The sequence below is a fragment of the Thermococcus nautili genome, from assembly GCF_000585495.1.
GTDB classification, from domain to species: Archaea; Methanobacteriota_B; Thermococci; order Thermococcales; family Thermococcaceae; genus Thermococcus; species Thermococcus nautili.
Genome location: NZ_CP007264.1, coordinates 1,282,937 through 1,297,251, shown reverse-complemented (window position 1 = coordinate 1,297,251; position 14,315 = coordinate 1,282,937). Strand labels below are relative to the sequence as shown.

Here is a 14,315-nt window from a genome sequence, read left to right as displayed (position 1 = left end):
CTTTTATAAGGTTAGTGGCTCCCCCGTTCGTGGGGCGTAATGAAGGTAAGGGAAGCCTCGGGATTAACCCTTATGATAACCGGGCTCGCACTCGCAATCTACGGGTTCATGAACGTTAAAACCACCCTCACCAACCTTGGTATAGCCGGCGTTTTCTTGGGCCTCGTTGTGCTTACATTTAAATCCAGCGACTACGTAAAAAAGGAAAGCGTTCAGGCGATTATGGAGCCGTATCGGAGAGTTTTCTCAACCTTTGCGGACAACCTGTACCTCGAAGGAAACGCCGTCTTCATACCGCCCTACGAGAACCTTCCGAGGGGCGGACTCTTCGTGCCCCTCCACGATAAGTTTGAGCTTGACCTAGCGAGGCTTGATGAGGGAACTGTCTTCCTCACAGACGTTCCCAACGACCGGGCGATGGGGCTTTTCCTCGGACCCTTCGGGAGTTCTTTGGTAGAAAAATTTGAGGAGCACTTTGAGGGACCGCTCAATGGAGCCGGCAGCGGAGCCGTTGAGAGCGTCGCGGGCTCCGTTCTCCGATACCTTGAGCTAGCCGACAGGGTGTACATAGAGGAGAAAGAAGATGGATTTCGGGTGGTAATTCGACCAACAATCGGATGCAGACCAAGGAACTGCGAGAAGGCTCCCTGTCCAATATGCGCCTCAGTTCTACTCGCACTTGCAAAGGGAACGAATCAGGTGCTCGCCGTTGAATCCGTTGAAGAAAAGGACTACGGAATTGAAGTGACCGTCAGAAAGCTAGGAGGAGTCGAGAAATGGATGTAGAGGACTACATGCTCCTCTTCCTGTCAGTCTGGATTTTGATTTCTGCTCTGGCTACATCGAGCGTAAGCGTTTTCCTGACCCTAACCCTCATAGGCCTTCTAATAACCGTTGAGGTGGGAAGCCTCTTCCTGAGCAGGGAGCAGAAGGAGAGTTTAAAACCCCTCCTCGAGCTCCTGATAGTGGTGTTCGCAATCATCGTTATGGGACGTGTATACTCAATCCTCTCGGGGGGAAGGTAGTTGCGAGAGCCTCGGGGCGTATGGAAGTACTGGGACCTTGTGACGCTGATATGCCTCTCAGTCCTTCTGGACATCCTTATACTAGCCTTCCCAGACAGCCTCGCGAGAAAGGCCCTTGGTTTAGCGTTTGTGCTCTTTTTCCCAGGCTACGCATTTATTACCGCCCTATTTCCAGAGAGAAAAGAGCTCGATAACCTTGAGAGGCTCGCCCTGAGCTTCGGACTCAGCATAGCGATAGTTCCGCTCATCGGTTTGGCCCTGAACTACACCCCCTGGGGGATAAGGCTGAAGCCAATTCTAATCAGCCTAACTGCATTTAACATTATCTCCGCCCTCGCGGCAATTTACAGGAGGAAAAACGCAATTGAACCCTGGATTCCCTGGGTAACCCTGGAAGACATAAAACGGGAACTGGAGTGGGAGACCGCGAGCAGGCTCGATAAAGCCCTCACCGTGATTCTGATAATCGCAATTGTGACCTCCGTAGGAGTCTTGACCTATGTTGTGACCCATCCCAAGCCCGGAGAAGCTTTCACGGAGTTCTACATCCTCGGTCCAAACGGAAAAGCGAGCGACTACCCAACAGACCTCAAAGTCGGACAGAATGCAACGGTAATCATTGGCATCGTCAACCACGAGCACAGAAACGTGACATACTACGTTCAAATTTGGCTCGTGAACCTGACCTGGGACAACCAAACAAACACGACGATAATCCATGAGATGTATCCAATGCCCGGATGGTTTAACGTAACCCTCCCACCAGTTCCAGTCAACATCGAGGGCAACTGGACACCCCAATTCGAGACCAACTACACGTTCAGCATAGACAGACCCGGCAGGTGGCAGCTGTGGTTCCTCCTGTTCAAAGACAGCCAGCCAAGACTTCCCCCCGCACCGCAGGATGGAAACTACGCTGAGACCCCCGCAAGAGAGCTCATTTTGGGGGCCGTCAACGGAACAATTCAGAGCCTCAAGCTGAATATCTATGTCCATGAGTGACTAGTTACTTCCGAACATCGAAAAACATATAAGGGGTACTTCCAACATTATACGGTGTTACTAATGAAAGCAGTTAAGGTAGAACTTCGGATAATCGTTGTTGTAGTGGCGCTGATAGTAGCTGTCTCCGGAGCAGCCAAATCCCACTTCACCGACGCGGCAATCTCTAAGGGCAACACCGTGACAACTGCCGAGTTCGACATCGCCATAAGTAAGGACGGAAAGCGCTTCTACAACGAGCTCAAGCTCTTCGACCTGAGCAACCTGCTCCCCGGGGAGAACAGAAACGTGACATTCCTCGTCAAGAACAGGGGCACGGTCACGATGAACCGGCTGACACTGACGCTAAACGTCCGAAACTACGAGGTGAAGATGTCCCCGGCGGAGAAAGCCGTTGATTCAACCCCCGAAAAAGGAGAACTCGGAAAGTGGCTGGTTCTGAAAACAATCAGCGTGAACGGAAGAACAATCCCCGTGAACAGAACCCTCGACGAGCTCAGCGGGAAGACGATATCCCTGCCGGTAAAGCTCAAGCCGGGGGAGAAGGCTGAAGTAAGGATGACCCTTGAACTCCCGGCCAAGGCGGGCAACGAGTGTCAGACCGATGGAATAGACGTGACGCTGAGGCTCGACGCGAGCCAGTGAGCTTTTATACTTCCCCCACCTTCTCCCTCCGGTGGGAGCATGATTGGAATCATATTCGACATGGACGGCGTCATCTACCGCGGAAACCGGCCGATTGATGGTTCGCGGGGGGTAATCAAATACCTGAGGGAAAAGGGTATTCCATTCGTCTTCCTCACCAACAACTCGACCAGAACGCCAGAGACCTACAGGCAAAAGCTCCTCTCGATGGGCATAGACGTTCCGGCGGAGAGAATAGTTACCTCGGGCCTCGCCACGAGGCTCTACATGGCCAAGCATATGGAACCAGGGAAAATCTTCGTCATCGGGGGAGATGGCCTCCACGAGGAGATGAAAAGGCTCGGCTGGGGCGTTGTAAGCCTCGATGAGTGCAGGGAAGGAAAATGGAAGGAAATCGAGCACGTTGTGGTTGGTCTCGACCCCAAGCTAACCTACGAGAAGCTCAAGTACGGGACGCTGGCGATAAGGAACGGGGCGAGCTTTATCGGAACGAACCCCGACACCACTTACCCCGCGGAGGAGGGACTCTACCCTGGGGCAGGGGCAATAATAGCGTCGCTGAAGGCCTCAACTGACCGAGAGCCCCTAATCATAGGAAAGCCCAACGAACCGGCCTACGAGATAGTGAGGGAGAAGCTTGGACCAGTTGATGAAATCTGGATGGTGGGCGACAGGCTCGACACGGACATTGCCTTTGCTAAGCGCTTCGGCATGAAGGCGATAATGGTTCTCACAGGCGTGAGCACCTTAGAGGACGTTGAGCGGAGTGGAGTTAAGCCCGACCTCGTTCTGCCGAGCATAAGGGAGCTCTTGGACTACCTGAGGGTTGTGGAATGAAGGCGAGGGAGCTGATAGAGAGGCTAATCTGGCAGGAGAACGAACTCTACAACCTCTACAAGCTAGGGGAAACGTACGCGCTCTTCGAGAGACCCGAGCTGAGAGACACCTTCGCGCTCATGGCGGAGGAGGAACTCAGGCACCGCGAGACCCTGACGGGACTCCTGAACGAGGGGACCCTCGAGAGCCTAATCCTCGACTACATGGACGAACTGTCAATAGAACCGGTGTTGAGCGATGAAAGAGCCAAACCGGAGAGCCTTGAGGAGCTCGTTGTTGAGGCCGTCCTGAGGGAAAAGCACGCCTACGAAATGTACTCAAAGCTCGCGAAGCTCTTAGATGAGCCCTTCAGCGACCTGTTCATGCACCTCGCGAGGGAGGAGCTGACCCACGCGTACCGGTTGAAGCTGATATACGAGGCCATCTAAACCATCCATCGCCTTTTTCTATCCGTTCCCTACCATCCAAGGTGATAAGTCAGAATTCGTCAGGATGGCAAGTCAAGGCGGGGCAAGGTATATTAGGGAACCCGGCGAGAGTGGCGGTGCTGATAATTTTACCAATGGTCAGATTTATACACAGCTGTGTGTCAGGGGTGTTTATATGGCCGTTGAAAAAGTGATGAAAAGAGACGGTAGAATCGTACCTTTTGATAGGGAGCGTATAAGGTGGGCCATCCAGAGGGCAATGCTCGAAGTTGGAATCCACGACGAAAAGCTGCTCAATAGGGTTGTCAGAAGGGTCGTCAGGCGCGTCAACGAGCTCTACGACGGCCAGATTCCCAACATCGAGAACATACAGGACATCGTTGAGCTCGAGCTCATGAGAGCGGGCCTCTTCGACGTCGCCAAGGCCTACATCCTCTACCGCAAGAAGAAGGCCGAAATCAGGGAGGAGAAGAAGAAAATCCTCAACAAGGACAAGCTTGATGAAATCGACAAGCGCTTCTCCCTCAACGCCCTCCGCGTTTTGGCGAGCAGATACCTCATAAGGAACGAGAAGGGGGAGATTGTTGAGAGCCCCAGGGAGCTCTTTGAGAGGGTCGCCACCCTCGCGGTCATCCCCGATTTGCTCTACGACGAGCGCGTTTACGACAAAGACGGAAAGCACGAGCAGGATTTAAGCCGGGTCAAGTACTACCTTGAGCACTTCGAGGAGTTCGATGGGAAGTACTCAATCGGACGCTTCAAGCTCAACAAGTACCACTTCGAGAGGCTCGTGAACCTCTACCGCGAGCTGGCGGAGAAGGGCAAGATGAAGGTCTCGATAGACGAGTTCCTGGGCATGCTCGAGAACGGGGCCTTCGACGACTACGAGGCAGAAATAGAGGAGTACTTCAGGCTCATGGCCGGCCAGGTCTTCATGCCCAACACGCCGGCACTCATAAACTCTGGCAGACCCCTCGGAATGCTCTCGGCGTGCTTCGTTGTCCCAATAGAGGACGACATGGAGAGCATAATGAAGGCCGCGCACGACGTGGCCATGATACAGAAGATGGGTGGGGGTACAGGGCTCAACTTCTCAAAGCTCCGTCCTGAAGGCGATTTCGTCGGTTCTACGGCCGGAGCCGCGAGCGGTCCGGTTTCCTTCATGCACCTCATCGATGCCGTCAGCGACGTCATCAAGCAGGGAGGCGTAAGAAGGGGCGCCAACATGGGAATCCTGGAGGTCTGGCACCCGGACATAGAGAAGTTCATCCACGCGAAGGAGAGAAACACTGGAACCAACGTGCTCAGCAACTTCAACATCAGCGTCGGCATCTGGGAGGACTTCTGGGAGGCCCTGAAGGAGGGCAAGCGCTACCCGCTCGTCAACCCGAGGACCGGCGAGAAGGTCAAGGAGATAGACCCCAAGAGCCTGTTTGAGGAGTTAGCCTTCATGGCCTGGAGCAAGGCCGACCCCGGCGTTATATTCTTCGACGTCATCAACAGGAGAAACGTTTTGGCGGAAGCGAAGGGAGGGCCGATAAGGGCTACTAACCCGTGTGTGGTCGGGGAGACGAGGATTTTAACTGAAAAGGGAGAAATGAAAATCGAGGAACTTTTTGAGCTGGCCAAGTCAAAGGGGACAGAAACCATTAACGTTATTGATGATGGGGTACTCGGAGAGGGCGGCGAACAGAGGGCATACCTGAGTCCAGTAAAAGTCATTGCATCAAACGGTGAAAAAGTTGAAGCGTACGTGTGGAAGGTCGGATTTAAGCCCGCAATAAAGATTGTTCTCGAAGATGGAACCGAACTCATAGGTGACGAAGAGCATGAGGTTAAGGTTAAGGGCCAATACGTGCGTCTGAAAGACCTCAAGCCAGGCTTATGCGTCGATGTCTATCCAGAGGGATGCAGGAAGGTCATGCGTGTAGAGCCGGTTGGCAAGAGACTCGTTTACACGTTGACAATGAAAAAGGTTCATGAGTACGTAGCAAACGGGATAGTGAGCAAGAACTGCGGTGAAGAGCCCCTCTACGAATACGAATCGTGCAACCTCGCGAGCATAAACCTCGCCAAATTTGTAAAGTATGACGACGAAGGAAAGCCCTACTTTGACTGGGACGAGTACGCCTATGTCATTCAAAAGGTCGCCAAGTACCTCGACAACGCCATCGACGTCAACCGCTTCCCGCTTCCTGAAATCGACCACAACACGAAGCTGACCAGGAGAATAGGCGTCGGAATGATGGGCCTAGCTGATGCCCTCTTCAAGCTCGGCATCCCCTACAACAGCGAAGAAGGATTCGCATTCATGAGGAAAGCCACCGAGTACCTCACCTTCTACGCCTACAAGTACAGCGTTGAGGCCGCCAAAAAGCGCGGAACGTTCCCGCTCTACGAGAAGAGCAGATACAAGGACGGTGAGCTACCGGTCGAGGGCTTCTACCACCGCGAGATATGGACGCTCCCGTGGGACGAGCTTGTTGAGGAAATCAAGCGCCATGGAGTTAGAAACGGCATGGTGACCACCTGCCCACCCACTGGCTCGGTTTCGATGATAGCCGACACCTCCAGTGGAATCGAGCCAATCTTTGCCCTCGTCTACAAGAAGAGCGTCACCGTCGGCGAGTTCTACTACGTCGACCCTGTCTTCGAGTCCGAGCTCAAGAAGCGCGGTCTCTGGAGCGAGCAACTGCTGAAGAAGATAAGCGACAACTACGGTTCAGTGCAGGGCCTTGAGGAAATTCCCGAGGACATGCAGCGCGTTTTTGTCACCTCGATGGACGTCCACTGGCTCGACCACATCTTGGCTCAGGCCAACATACAGCTCTGGCTCACCGACAGCGCGAGCAAGACGATAAACATGCCGAACGACGCAACGGTGGAAGACGTCAAAGCCGCTTACCTGCTGGCCTACAAGCTCGGCTGTAAAGGAATAACCGTCTACCGCGACGGCTCGCTCTCGGTGCAGGTCTACAGCGTCGAGGGCGAGAAGAGGAAGCGCGTTCCAGCCAAGCCGAGCAAGTACGCGGTCGAGAAGCTGAAGGCTGTTGTCGAGGCCGAGCCCTGGCTGGCCAAGTTCATCAACGTCGAGGCCATACTCAACGGCACCAACGGGAAGGAGAAGAAGGAAGCGCCGGCGCTCAGCTTTTCCCTGAGCACGGCAAAGACCATCACGCCAAAGACGCCAGAGCACCCGCACCACGCGGAGAAACCGGAGATTCCTGAGGAGAAGATTAAGGAGCTCCTTGGAGTGGCTTACTGCCCGGTCTGCTACGAGAAAGACGGAGAGCTGGTAGAGCTCAGGATGGAGAGCGGTTGCGCAACTTGCCCGCGCTGTGGATGGAGTAAGTGTGTGATTAGTTAGGTGCTATACTGTCTTATTTTTATGTTTGTGTTTTGAATATTATATTCAAAGTTATGTAAGGAAAAGTTTTTAAGGGGGTTGTTCTTATTGTCATTGAGGTGAAGGACATGAAAAAGGGTAGGATAAACTTCTACCATTTGATTGTATTTGTCTACCTTGTAGTGTCCTTTCTTGAAAAAGCCAAAGTGGAATTGGCAATTGACATTTCAGTACACATAGTCATCAGCTTTAGCATCATTATAATCCTGACCACAATTGTAGCAAGAATAATAAGAATACATACTCCTGGAGCAGGTCCTTACTGGGAACTCTTTCGTCTTTTATTGTTTTCATTGTAAAGAGGAGGTGATTTGAATGAGTCTAAAAGATCTCGAAAAGAAAACAAAATGGATAATTACCAAGAAAAAAGGAGCTAAGAGCTCAGATGGAAAAATAAAAATAATCAGCATGGGACGACTAAAAACTGGAAAAGAACGCTTAGCCCTGTATATTCCTGCTTCTAGCGATGTAAATGCCTTTTTGTCAATGATCGACAAAGTGCTAGTTGAAGCAGGCATAATTGAGGATACAGGGGAAATTCTTCTCAAACTCACCGCAACTGACAGCCCAGAAGGATACACAGTTACAAAACAAAAAACCGGAGGAATAACAATTTCAATCATGAGAATCGCTAACAAACTTGGACTAAACAGAGGAACCACTGAAAAAGAACACGAAATAGATATTAAAAACAAAACAGTATACATACTGTTTCCAAATCCAAACGACAGTTAATCTCTCCTTTTTAACATTCTCCTGCCAAAATAGGTTTTTTAAGGCCTTTCTTTTAACTTCCACCACTCACCCAAAGCTTAAGTTCGGCGTTGAGAACTCACGCTATTCGGAGGTGTTCCCATGGACAAGGTTTACCTGACCTGGTGGCAGATTGATAGGGCAGTCTTCGCGCTCGCCGAAGAACTGAGAAAGCACTTCATGCCCGACGTGATAGTCGGAATCGCGAGGGGCGGGCTTATCCCAGCTGTAAGGCTGAGCCACGTTTTGGGCGATGTGGAGCTCAAGGTCATAGACGTCAAGTTCTACAAGGGCATCGACGAGAGGATGGAGAAGCCCGTGATAACGATTCCCCTTCACGGCTCGCTGGAGGGCAAGAAGGTCGTCATTGTGGATGACGTCAGCGACACCGGAAAGACCCTTGAGGTCGTCATCGAGGAGGTCAAGAAGGCAGGGGCGAAGGAGGTTAAGGTCGCGTGCCTCAGCATGAAGCCCTGGACCAAGGTTGTTCCCGACTTCTACGTCTTCAGAACGGACAAATGGATAGTCTTCCCCTGGGAGGAGTTCCCCGTTGTGGTGAGGGAGTAACCCCTTTAACCCCTCCCTCCAACTTTTCTCGGTGGTGGTATGAGGGCGTTCATAGCGATAGATGTAAGCGACGAGGTTCGCGACAACCTTCTGAAGGCTCAGGAGAGGATAGGGAGCAAGTCAGCGAAGATAAAGTTCGTGGAGCGGGAGAACTTCCACGTGACGCTCAAGTTCCTCGGGGAGATTGACGAGATAACGGCGGAGGAGGTCAAGAAGGCCCTGGCGGAGATAGCGAGGAAGCACAAAAAGCACCGCGTTCGCGTCAAGGGAATCGGCGTCTTCCCGAACCCGAACTACGTGAGGGTGATATGGGCAGGGATAGAGAACGACGAGGGCATTAAGGCGATAGCGAACGACGTCGAGCGCGAGATGAGAAGGCTCGGCTTCAAGAAGGACAAGGACTTCGTGGCCCACATAACAATCGGGCGCGTCAAGTTCGTGAGGGACAAACTGGAGCTGGCGATGGCGCTCAAAGACCTCGCCAACGAGGACTTCGGCGAGTTCGAGGTTGAGGCGATAGAGCTGAAGAAGAGCACGCTGACGCCGAAGGGGCCAATCTACGAGACCGTTGCGAGGTTCGAGCTCGCTGAATGAAGCTGGAAGAGGAACAGCGGAACGGGAATTATCGCAAGGTTCCTGGGTTCCACAAAGTCAAGGTCGGCCTTTGAAAGCAGGATTTTGTTCCTTATGCCAACCCTTGGAAAGTCTGATGAAGAGACGCTTTTCCTCCATTTTACCTCAACGCCGAGGTTTCCGGCTATGAAATCAACCTCCTTCGAGCCGTAGAAGTAGTAAGTGGGGAAGAGCCTGCTTAGATGCTCACCCACGACACCCTCAACGACCCTTGACTCGTCCACGGCCACGCCGAAGAGCCGAGAGAAAGTTCTAACAAGGAGGGGGTCAAGGAAATAGAACTTCCGCTCCCTTCTGAACAGGGGCGTCATGTCGTGGAGCCTCACCTGGAAGTAGTTCCTGCCAATGAAGAGTTCTTCAAAGAGCTCTAAGTAGTCCCTGACAGTCACGTGGGAACCGATTTCAAGCTCCTTGGCGAGGGAGTTGAGGCTCACCCTGTCACCGTAGCGCCTGAGCAGACCGAGGATAAGCGAGAGCGCAATTCTCTCACTCCTCCCCAGCTTCACAACGTCGAGAACCGTTGCATTGTAGACCATCTCATATGTTTCGGGCGAGATTTCACCAGCTAAGAGCTCATAGATTGCACGGGGATAGCCACCGGAATTCAGATAGAGGTCAAACGCTCCGTAGAGGTCATCGAGGTAAGGATACAGCTCGAGGGCGTTTTCGTAGAACTCTCTTGGAGTCGTGGGGTTTTCGTGGGGAAGCTTGATTTTCCTCACCCGGGACCGATAAACGAAGGCGACGAGTCTAAAATCAAGGGGGAGGAACTCCTCAACTTTGATTTCTCGGCCCGGAAAGCTCTCCCTCTTGAGACCAGCTGACGTCGAGCCCGTAACCTGAAGAACCATCCTCGAAGCCAGAGGCGAGTCAAGGAGGAACTTAACCGCCCGTTCCCAGCCATCAACGAACGTAACCTCGTCGAGAAAAACGTAGGCCTTCCCGGTAGTCCTCCTCAGAAACGAGCGGACAACGGAGACAATTTCTCTGTAGTCCCTCAGGAGGTCGCAGGAGAAGTACATGATGTTTCTTGGATTAACACCGGATTCAATGAGATGGGCTATTGAAAGCTTCATGTAGGTTGTCTTGCCAACCTGCCTGGGTCCTATCAGGATTTTGTTCACCGGCTCAAAGCGGTACAGAAGCTTGGGTTCCCTTGAGAGCGCCCGTTTAACCTTATCATCGAGATAAATCGCGTCCGCGTCACTCCACCAGGGGTTCTGAACGACGGCAAGCTCCTCCATGCTCACACCTGATTGATAGTTGGCTAACAAAAGATATATAAATATTTTGATAGTTCTAAATCAACAGGTGAGGGAATGCAGGTTGACGAGGTTCTGGAAAAAGTGCTCTCCAAGATAAGGCCTAGCGATGAGGAGAGGACCTTCGTCGAGGAACTCATGAAGGAGCTGAGAACAGTAGCCGAGGAGAGAATAGAGGAGCTCGGTCTCGACGTCAGGCTCTACTTCGTCGGCTCGCTCGCGAAGGACACCTATTTAGCTGGAGACCACGACGTTGACCTGTTCCTGGCCTTCCCCCTCGGAACTCCCCTTGAGGAGCTGAGGGAGAAAGGTTTAGAGCTTGGGAAGGTCATAGCAGAAAAACTCGACTCCTACGAGATAGCCTACGCGGAGCACCCATACGTCCGGGCGAGATACAGAGGGGTGAGCGTTGACCTCGTGCCCTGCTACGACGTCAGAAATTGGCGGGATGTTAGAACCGCCGTTGACCGCTCGATACTCCACACGCGCTGGGTGAACGAGAACCTGAACGGACGGAACGATGAGGTTAGACTGCTCAAGCGCTTCCTGAAGGGCATCAACGCATATGGAAGCGAGATTTACGTGAGGGGCTTTTCCGGCTACCTGGCCGAAATCCTCGTCATCAAGTACGGCTCCTTCCTCGATGTCGTCGGGAAGGCGGACTTCATACTGAGGCAGAAGATAATAGACCCGGCGGACTGGCTGAGGAAAGAGCCGGAAACCGCGCTTAAGACCGTGAAGAGGGAAACCGAAGAAGACAGACCGCTGATAGTGATAGACCCCGTCGACCCGAGGCGGAACGTTTCGGCCAACCTGAGCTGGGAGAAGTACGGGCGCTTCTACTTCAAGGCGATGGAGTTCCTTGAGAATCCCTCGGTCAACTTCTTCTTCCCACCGGAGAAACCCAAGGGGAACTACCTCGACGAGCTGAGGAAGAGGGGAACCGCCCTTGTAACGCTCCTAATCGATGTCCCCGATATGGTGGACGACATCCTTTTGCCCCAGCTGGAGAGGAGCGCGAGGGGCTTTGAAAAGGCCCTTGAGAGGGAAGGCTTCCGCGTCCTCGGCTGGAACGTCGGGAGAAAAGGGAAGGCCTTCATAATGCTCGAACTTGATAGAGACTGGCGCGAGAAAGTCAAGATTAAGCCCGGCCCGGAATTCTTCACCGAGCGGGGGCGGAACTTCTACAGGAAGAACGAGAAGGTCTGGGTCATTGGAAAGAGGCTCTACTCCGAAAAGGCCGTCCGGGAGAGCGCTGTGGACGTCATCATCGAACTCCTCGAGAAGAACCAGGTGTCTCTCGGAAAAGGAATAAGGGACGCGGTGAGGGAAGCGGACGTCCTGTTAAACTACGTTCCCAAGGAGCTGGAGCGCGAGGCCTATCTCTTCCTGAGCCGAGAGAAGTGGAATCTCAAGGAGTAGGAGGAACTCCTTCTTTCCCAGCTTCCCCCGAATTTTATTGAGGGCAGAGCGGAGTTCAAGGGCACTCTTACCATCGAAGCCCCTCTCGATGAGCTCAACCAGCCGTGATTCCCTCAGCTCGAAACCCTTTTTGGGCTTCATTGAAACCACCGGTTATGGAGTTAGGGAAACAAAATATAAACTTACCTCCTACGGTGCTCGCAGTACTCCGAGTTCTCCCAAAGGCCGTGCCTTTCGCCGGGGATGTGGCCGGTGTCCGCGGTTGCCCACTCGAGGTTGTAGCCCTCAACGAGGCTTCTCAGGTCGCCCCAGAGGTCACGCTTTCCTACGTAGAGCGCGGCCCTCGTCACGACGTTGTAGCCGCTCGTTGGAACCTCGGGCTTCAAAGCCTCGCGCCAGGCCTCTTCACCCGTCTCCCAGCCCTCGATTGACGGCATCACGGAGAGGTTCCATACGTGGTAGAGGTCATCAAAGCGGAGCATCTTGAGATACGCCCCGATAAAGAGCGACTGAAGCTCGCTTCCTTCAAAATACCTCATCAGCTCAATCAGAGCCTTTGCCATGACCGAGACGTTGGAGAAGGCAACGCGGGTGTCAAGGTTCTCCCAGAAGCGCGGGCAGGAGTGGTTGGCGAGGAGCATGAGGTAGTAGGCCCTGCCGAGCGGTAGGGCGTCCCTATCGCCGTCGGCAGGCTCGAGGACGTAGTTGAGAGACGTGCTCAGACCGAAGTAGTCGTAGTAATCCCTGAAGAAGACCCTCGCGTACCTGACCAGAAACTCCTCGGGGTCGGCGTTAAGCTCTTTCAGACCCTTTAAAACGCCGAGCCTCACAGTCCTGTTGAGCTCGCTGAAAAGGCGCGTGAAGGCGACCTTCCAGAGCTGGGAGATTTTTCTCCCGTTCACTTCCCTTGCAAAGACCCTTCCATCGGCCCTCCGGTAACCGAGCCAGCGCGAGTCGCTCGTCTTGCCGTCGAGGCTCAAGTCGAGGTAGTCGCTCCAGCTGGAGAACTCTTTGACGGGCATCTCGAAGGAGCACTCCCCCTTGAGGCGCTTGAACTCGCCGGAGAGCTTCTTCCAGACGAAGGAAGGCGCCGAAATCCGTTCAACTCCGTTTCTCTCAAGGCCCTCCATCCAGGCAACAAAGCGCTCGAGCTGTGCAGGATTTCCGAGCAGACTCTCAAGGTCGCTCGCGGTAAAGACCAGGTAGGGAACGCCTAGGTTCTCCTTGTAGTCGTCCCTCCGCGAGAGGGTCTCGTTTACCAGCCCGGGGACGTCGAGGGTGTTGAAGGCGAAGGCGTCGCTCAGGCCCCACTCACGGCCGAAGACGAAGGAGTTTGAGTAGCGGTTGCACGAGTACTTCGCCTGCGGGAAGTCGTAGAGTAGCTGTCTTTCATCGAGCAGGAAGACGAGCTTCCTGTCGGCGAGGGATTCAATGAGCTGAACGGTCCTTCTCGTTATCACGGCCTCGGGGAGCCAGTAGCCGATGACGCTCTTGTCGCCAATCAGCGGAGCGTAGAAGTCAAAGGAAACCCTTGCAAGGATTTTCTGCTCAAACTCGTCGAGGTGGGGCATTATCGGGTGGAAGGGAACCGTTGGAACGGCGTCGAGGGTCTTGAGGAGCTCAAGGGTCCTCTCAAAGGCCCTCCTTCTGTACCGAAGGAGCATGAGGAACGTGAAGGGTTCGATATCGACGCTGACTCCCTTGAGCAGTGATAGAACATCGGAAATCCTCTCATAGGAGTAGAGCATCGCCCGCGTCCAGTTCTCGCCCCTAACTTCCTCATCGCCGATTCTAATCGCGACCGGGCTTTTCCGCTCTTCGTACTCTATCGGACCGGAGCCGTCGCCGTCCTCAACGTAAACTACGTCGCCCGGCTGGTAGGCGTGAAAGTGGTGGGCGTACTTCATAAACATGGTCTCACCGTGAGTGATACGTCTTCAACCCTTATCGCCTTTTCCTACCCATATCTGCCCGATAGGTTAATAAACCTGTCCAGCAAAGTACAGTTGGTGGGAGAATGAAGAGGCTCTTGAGGGAACTCCTTGGGGAGGAGCTGGCCAACTACCTCGAACTGCTGAGAGCGAAGCTGGCCTTCGCGGAGGAGCTTTACGGGGTAAAGATGAACTACGTCCCGCTCATCACGGAAGGAGACGTTGTAATCCTCGACAAGAGGGACGGGCTGATAAAGTGGCTGAAAACGAAGAAACCGCTCGAAGAGGAGGAGCTCAGGGAGCTTGCCGGCAAAATCCGCCAGAACCTCGAAAGCGGTTACGTGGAGATGCTCCTTTCAATGAACATGTCCTGCATCAACGGACCCGGGGAGTAGCTTTTTAAA

Annotated in this window: 16 protein-coding genes; 13 read left to right on the top strand and 3 right to left on the bottom strand. The window is 53.4% G+C overall.

Going from position 1 to position 14,315, the window contains the following annotated elements:
* Positions 1–39: 39 nt before the first annotated feature.
* From BD01_RS07095 to thpR, 11 genes are all read left to right on the top strand, one after another.
* Positions 40–786: a hypothetical protein gene (locus BD01_RS07095; protein WP_042691351.1), complete on the top strand. Its 747-nt coding sequence runs from the start codon at positions 40–42 to the stop codon at positions 784–786.
* The gene (locus BD01_RS07090; RefSeq protein WP_042691349.1) at positions 777–1,025 is read left to right on the top strand and encodes a hypothetical protein; all 249 of its coding nucleotides are present in this window, start codon (positions 777–779) and stop codon (positions 1,023–1,025) included. The genes BD01_RS07095 and BD01_RS07090 overlap by 10 nt, the downstream gene beginning before the upstream one ends.
* Positions 1,026–2,027: a DUF1616 domain-containing protein gene (locus BD01_RS07085; RefSeq protein WP_042691347.1), complete on the top strand. Its 1,002-nt coding sequence runs from the start codon at positions 1,026–1,028 to the stop codon at positions 2,025–2,027. It begins immediately after the preceding gene.
* A 63-nt stretch (positions 2,028–2,090) separates the two neighbouring features.
* Complete coding sequence (locus BD01_RS07080) at positions 2,091–2,672, top strand: hypothetical protein (RefSeq protein WP_042691345.1); 582 nt, start codon at positions 2,091–2,093, stop codon at positions 2,670–2,672.
* A gap of 39 nt (positions 2,673–2,711) precedes the next feature.
* Positions 2,712–3,509 (top strand): HAD-IIA family hydrolase, encoded by a 798-nt coding sequence (locus BD01_RS07075; protein ID WP_042691341.1) that lies wholly within the window; start codon positions 2,712–2,714, stop codon positions 3,507–3,509.
* Entirely contained in the window at positions 3,506–3,937 is a 432-nt protein-coding gene (locus tag BD01_RS07070) for a ferritin family protein (RefSeq protein ID WP_042691340.1), read from the top strand. The genes BD01_RS07075 and BD01_RS07070 overlap by 4 nt, the downstream gene beginning before the upstream one ends.
* 175 nt (positions 3,938–4,112) lie before the next feature.
* Entirely contained in the window at positions 4,113–7,304 is a 3,192-nt protein-coding gene (locus BD01_RS07065) for an adenosylcobalamin-dependent ribonucleoside-diphosphate reductase (protein WP_042691338.1), read from the top strand.
* 107 nt (positions 7,305–7,411) lie between these two features.
* Entirely contained in the window at positions 7,412–7,642 is a 231-nt protein-coding gene (locus tag BD01_RS07060) for a hypothetical protein (protein WP_042691335.1), read from the top strand.
* 16 nt (positions 7,643–7,658) lie between these two features.
* The gene (locus BD01_RS07055) at positions 7,659–8,078 is read left to right on the top strand and encodes a hypothetical protein (protein WP_042691332.1); all 420 of its coding nucleotides are present in this window, start codon (positions 7,659–7,661) and stop codon (positions 8,076–8,078) included.
* Between the two features lie 120 nt (positions 8,079–8,198).
* On the top strand, positions 8,199–8,663 hold the full coding sequence (locus tag BD01_RS07050) for a phosphoribosyltransferase (protein WP_042691329.1): 465 nt from the start codon (positions 8,199–8,201) through the stop codon (positions 8,661–8,663).
* 39 nt (positions 8,664–8,702) lie between these two features.
* Positions 8,703–9,257, top strand: coding sequence for an RNA 2',3'-cyclic phosphodiesterase (gene thpR / locus BD01_RS07045; RefSeq protein ID WP_042691326.1), 555 nt, complete (start codon positions 8,703–8,705; stop codon positions 9,255–9,257).
* Here the strand turns inward: thpR and BD01_RS07040 are convergent.
* Positions 9,221–10,540: an ATP-binding protein gene (locus BD01_RS07040; RefSeq protein ID WP_042691323.1), complete on the bottom strand. Its 1,320-nt coding sequence runs from the start codon at positions 10,538–10,540 to the stop codon at positions 9,221–9,223. The genes thpR and BD01_RS07040 overlap by 37 nt on opposite strands.
* 75 nt (positions 10,541–10,615) lie before the next feature.
* Between BD01_RS07040 and cca the strand changes: the two genes are divergently transcribed.
* A complete protein-coding gene (gene cca / locus BD01_RS07035) occupies positions 10,616–11,980 on the top strand; it encodes a CCA tRNA nucleotidyltransferase (RefSeq protein WP_042691321.1) in 1,365 nt (454 codons plus the stop codon).
* Here cca and BD01_RS07030 read toward each other — a convergent pair.
* Both BD01_RS07030 and BD01_RS07025 read right to left on the bottom strand, forming a co-directional pair.
* On the bottom strand, positions 11,903–12,121 hold the full coding sequence (locus BD01_RS07030) for a hypothetical protein (protein ID WP_042691319.1): 219 nt from the start codon (positions 12,119–12,121) through the stop codon (positions 11,903–11,905). The genes cca and BD01_RS07030 overlap by 78 nt on opposite strands.
* A gap of 41 nt (positions 12,122–12,162) precedes the next feature.
* Positions 12,163–13,893 (bottom strand): hypothetical protein, encoded by a 1,731-nt coding sequence (locus BD01_RS07025; protein WP_042691318.1) that lies wholly within the window; start codon positions 13,891–13,893, stop codon positions 12,163–12,165.
* A gap of 104 nt (positions 13,894–13,997) precedes the next feature.
* Here BD01_RS07025 and BD01_RS07020 point away from each other — a divergent pair, with 104 nt between their 5' ends.
* Positions 13,998–14,306 (top strand): hypothetical protein, encoded by a 309-nt coding sequence (locus BD01_RS07020; protein ID WP_042691315.1) that lies wholly within the window; start codon positions 13,998–14,000, stop codon positions 14,304–14,306.
* Positions 14,307–14,315: the final 9 nt, after the last annotated feature.

Coding starts and splice junctions, on each gene's coding strand:
- BD01_RS07095 (WP_042691351.1), top strand. CDS start 40: ATGAAGGTAAGGGAAGCCTCGGGATTAACCCTTATGATAACCGGGCTC.
- BD01_RS07090 (WP_042691349.1), top strand. CDS start 777: ATGGATGTAGAGGACTACATGCTCCTCTTCCTGTCAGTCTGGATTTTG.
- BD01_RS07080 (WP_042691345.1), top strand. CDS start 2,091: ATGAAAGCAGTTAAGGTAGAACTTCGGATAATCGTTGTTGTAGTGGCG.
- BD01_RS07075 (WP_042691341.1), top strand. CDS start 2,712: ATGATTGGAATCATATTCGACATGGACGGCGTCATCTACCGCGGAAAC.
- BD01_RS07070 (WP_042691340.1), top strand. CDS start 3,506: ATGAAGGCGAGGGAGCTGATAGAGAGGCTAATCTGGCAGGAGAACGAA.
- BD01_RS07065 (WP_042691338.1), top strand. CDS start 4,113: ATGGCCGTTGAAAAAGTGATGAAAAGAGACGGTAGAATCGTACCTTTT.
- BD01_RS07060 (WP_042691335.1), top strand. CDS start 7,412: ATGAAAAAGGGTAGGATAAACTTCTACCATTTGATTGTATTTGTCTAC.
- BD01_RS07055 (WP_042691332.1), top strand. CDS start 7,659: ATGAGTCTAAAAGATCTCGAAAAGAAAACAAAATGGATAATTACCAAG.
- BD01_RS07050 (WP_042691329.1), top strand. CDS start 8,199: ATGGACAAGGTTTACCTGACCTGGTGGCAGATTGATAGGGCAGTCTTC.
- thpR (WP_042691326.1), top strand. CDS start 8,703: ATGAGGGCGTTCATAGCGATAGATGTAAGCGACGAGGTTCGCGACAAC.
- BD01_RS07040 (WP_042691323.1), bottom strand. CDS start 10,540: ATGGAGGAGCTTGCCGTCGTTCAGAACCCCTGGTGGAGTGACGCGGAC.
- cca (WP_042691321.1), top strand. CDS start 10,616: ATGCAGGTTGACGAGGTTCTGGAAAAAGTGCTCTCCAAGATAAGGCCT.
- BD01_RS07030 (WP_042691319.1), bottom strand. CDS start 12,121: ATGAAGCCCAAAAAGGGTTTCGAGCTGAGGGAATCACGGCTGGTTGAG.
- BD01_RS07025 (WP_042691318.1), bottom strand. CDS start 13,893: ATGTTTATGAAGTACGCCCACCACTTTCACGCCTACCAGCCGGGCGAC.
- BD01_RS07020 (WP_042691315.1), top strand. CDS start 13,998: ATGAAGAGGCTCTTGAGGGAACTCCTTGGGGAGGAGCTGGCCAACTAC.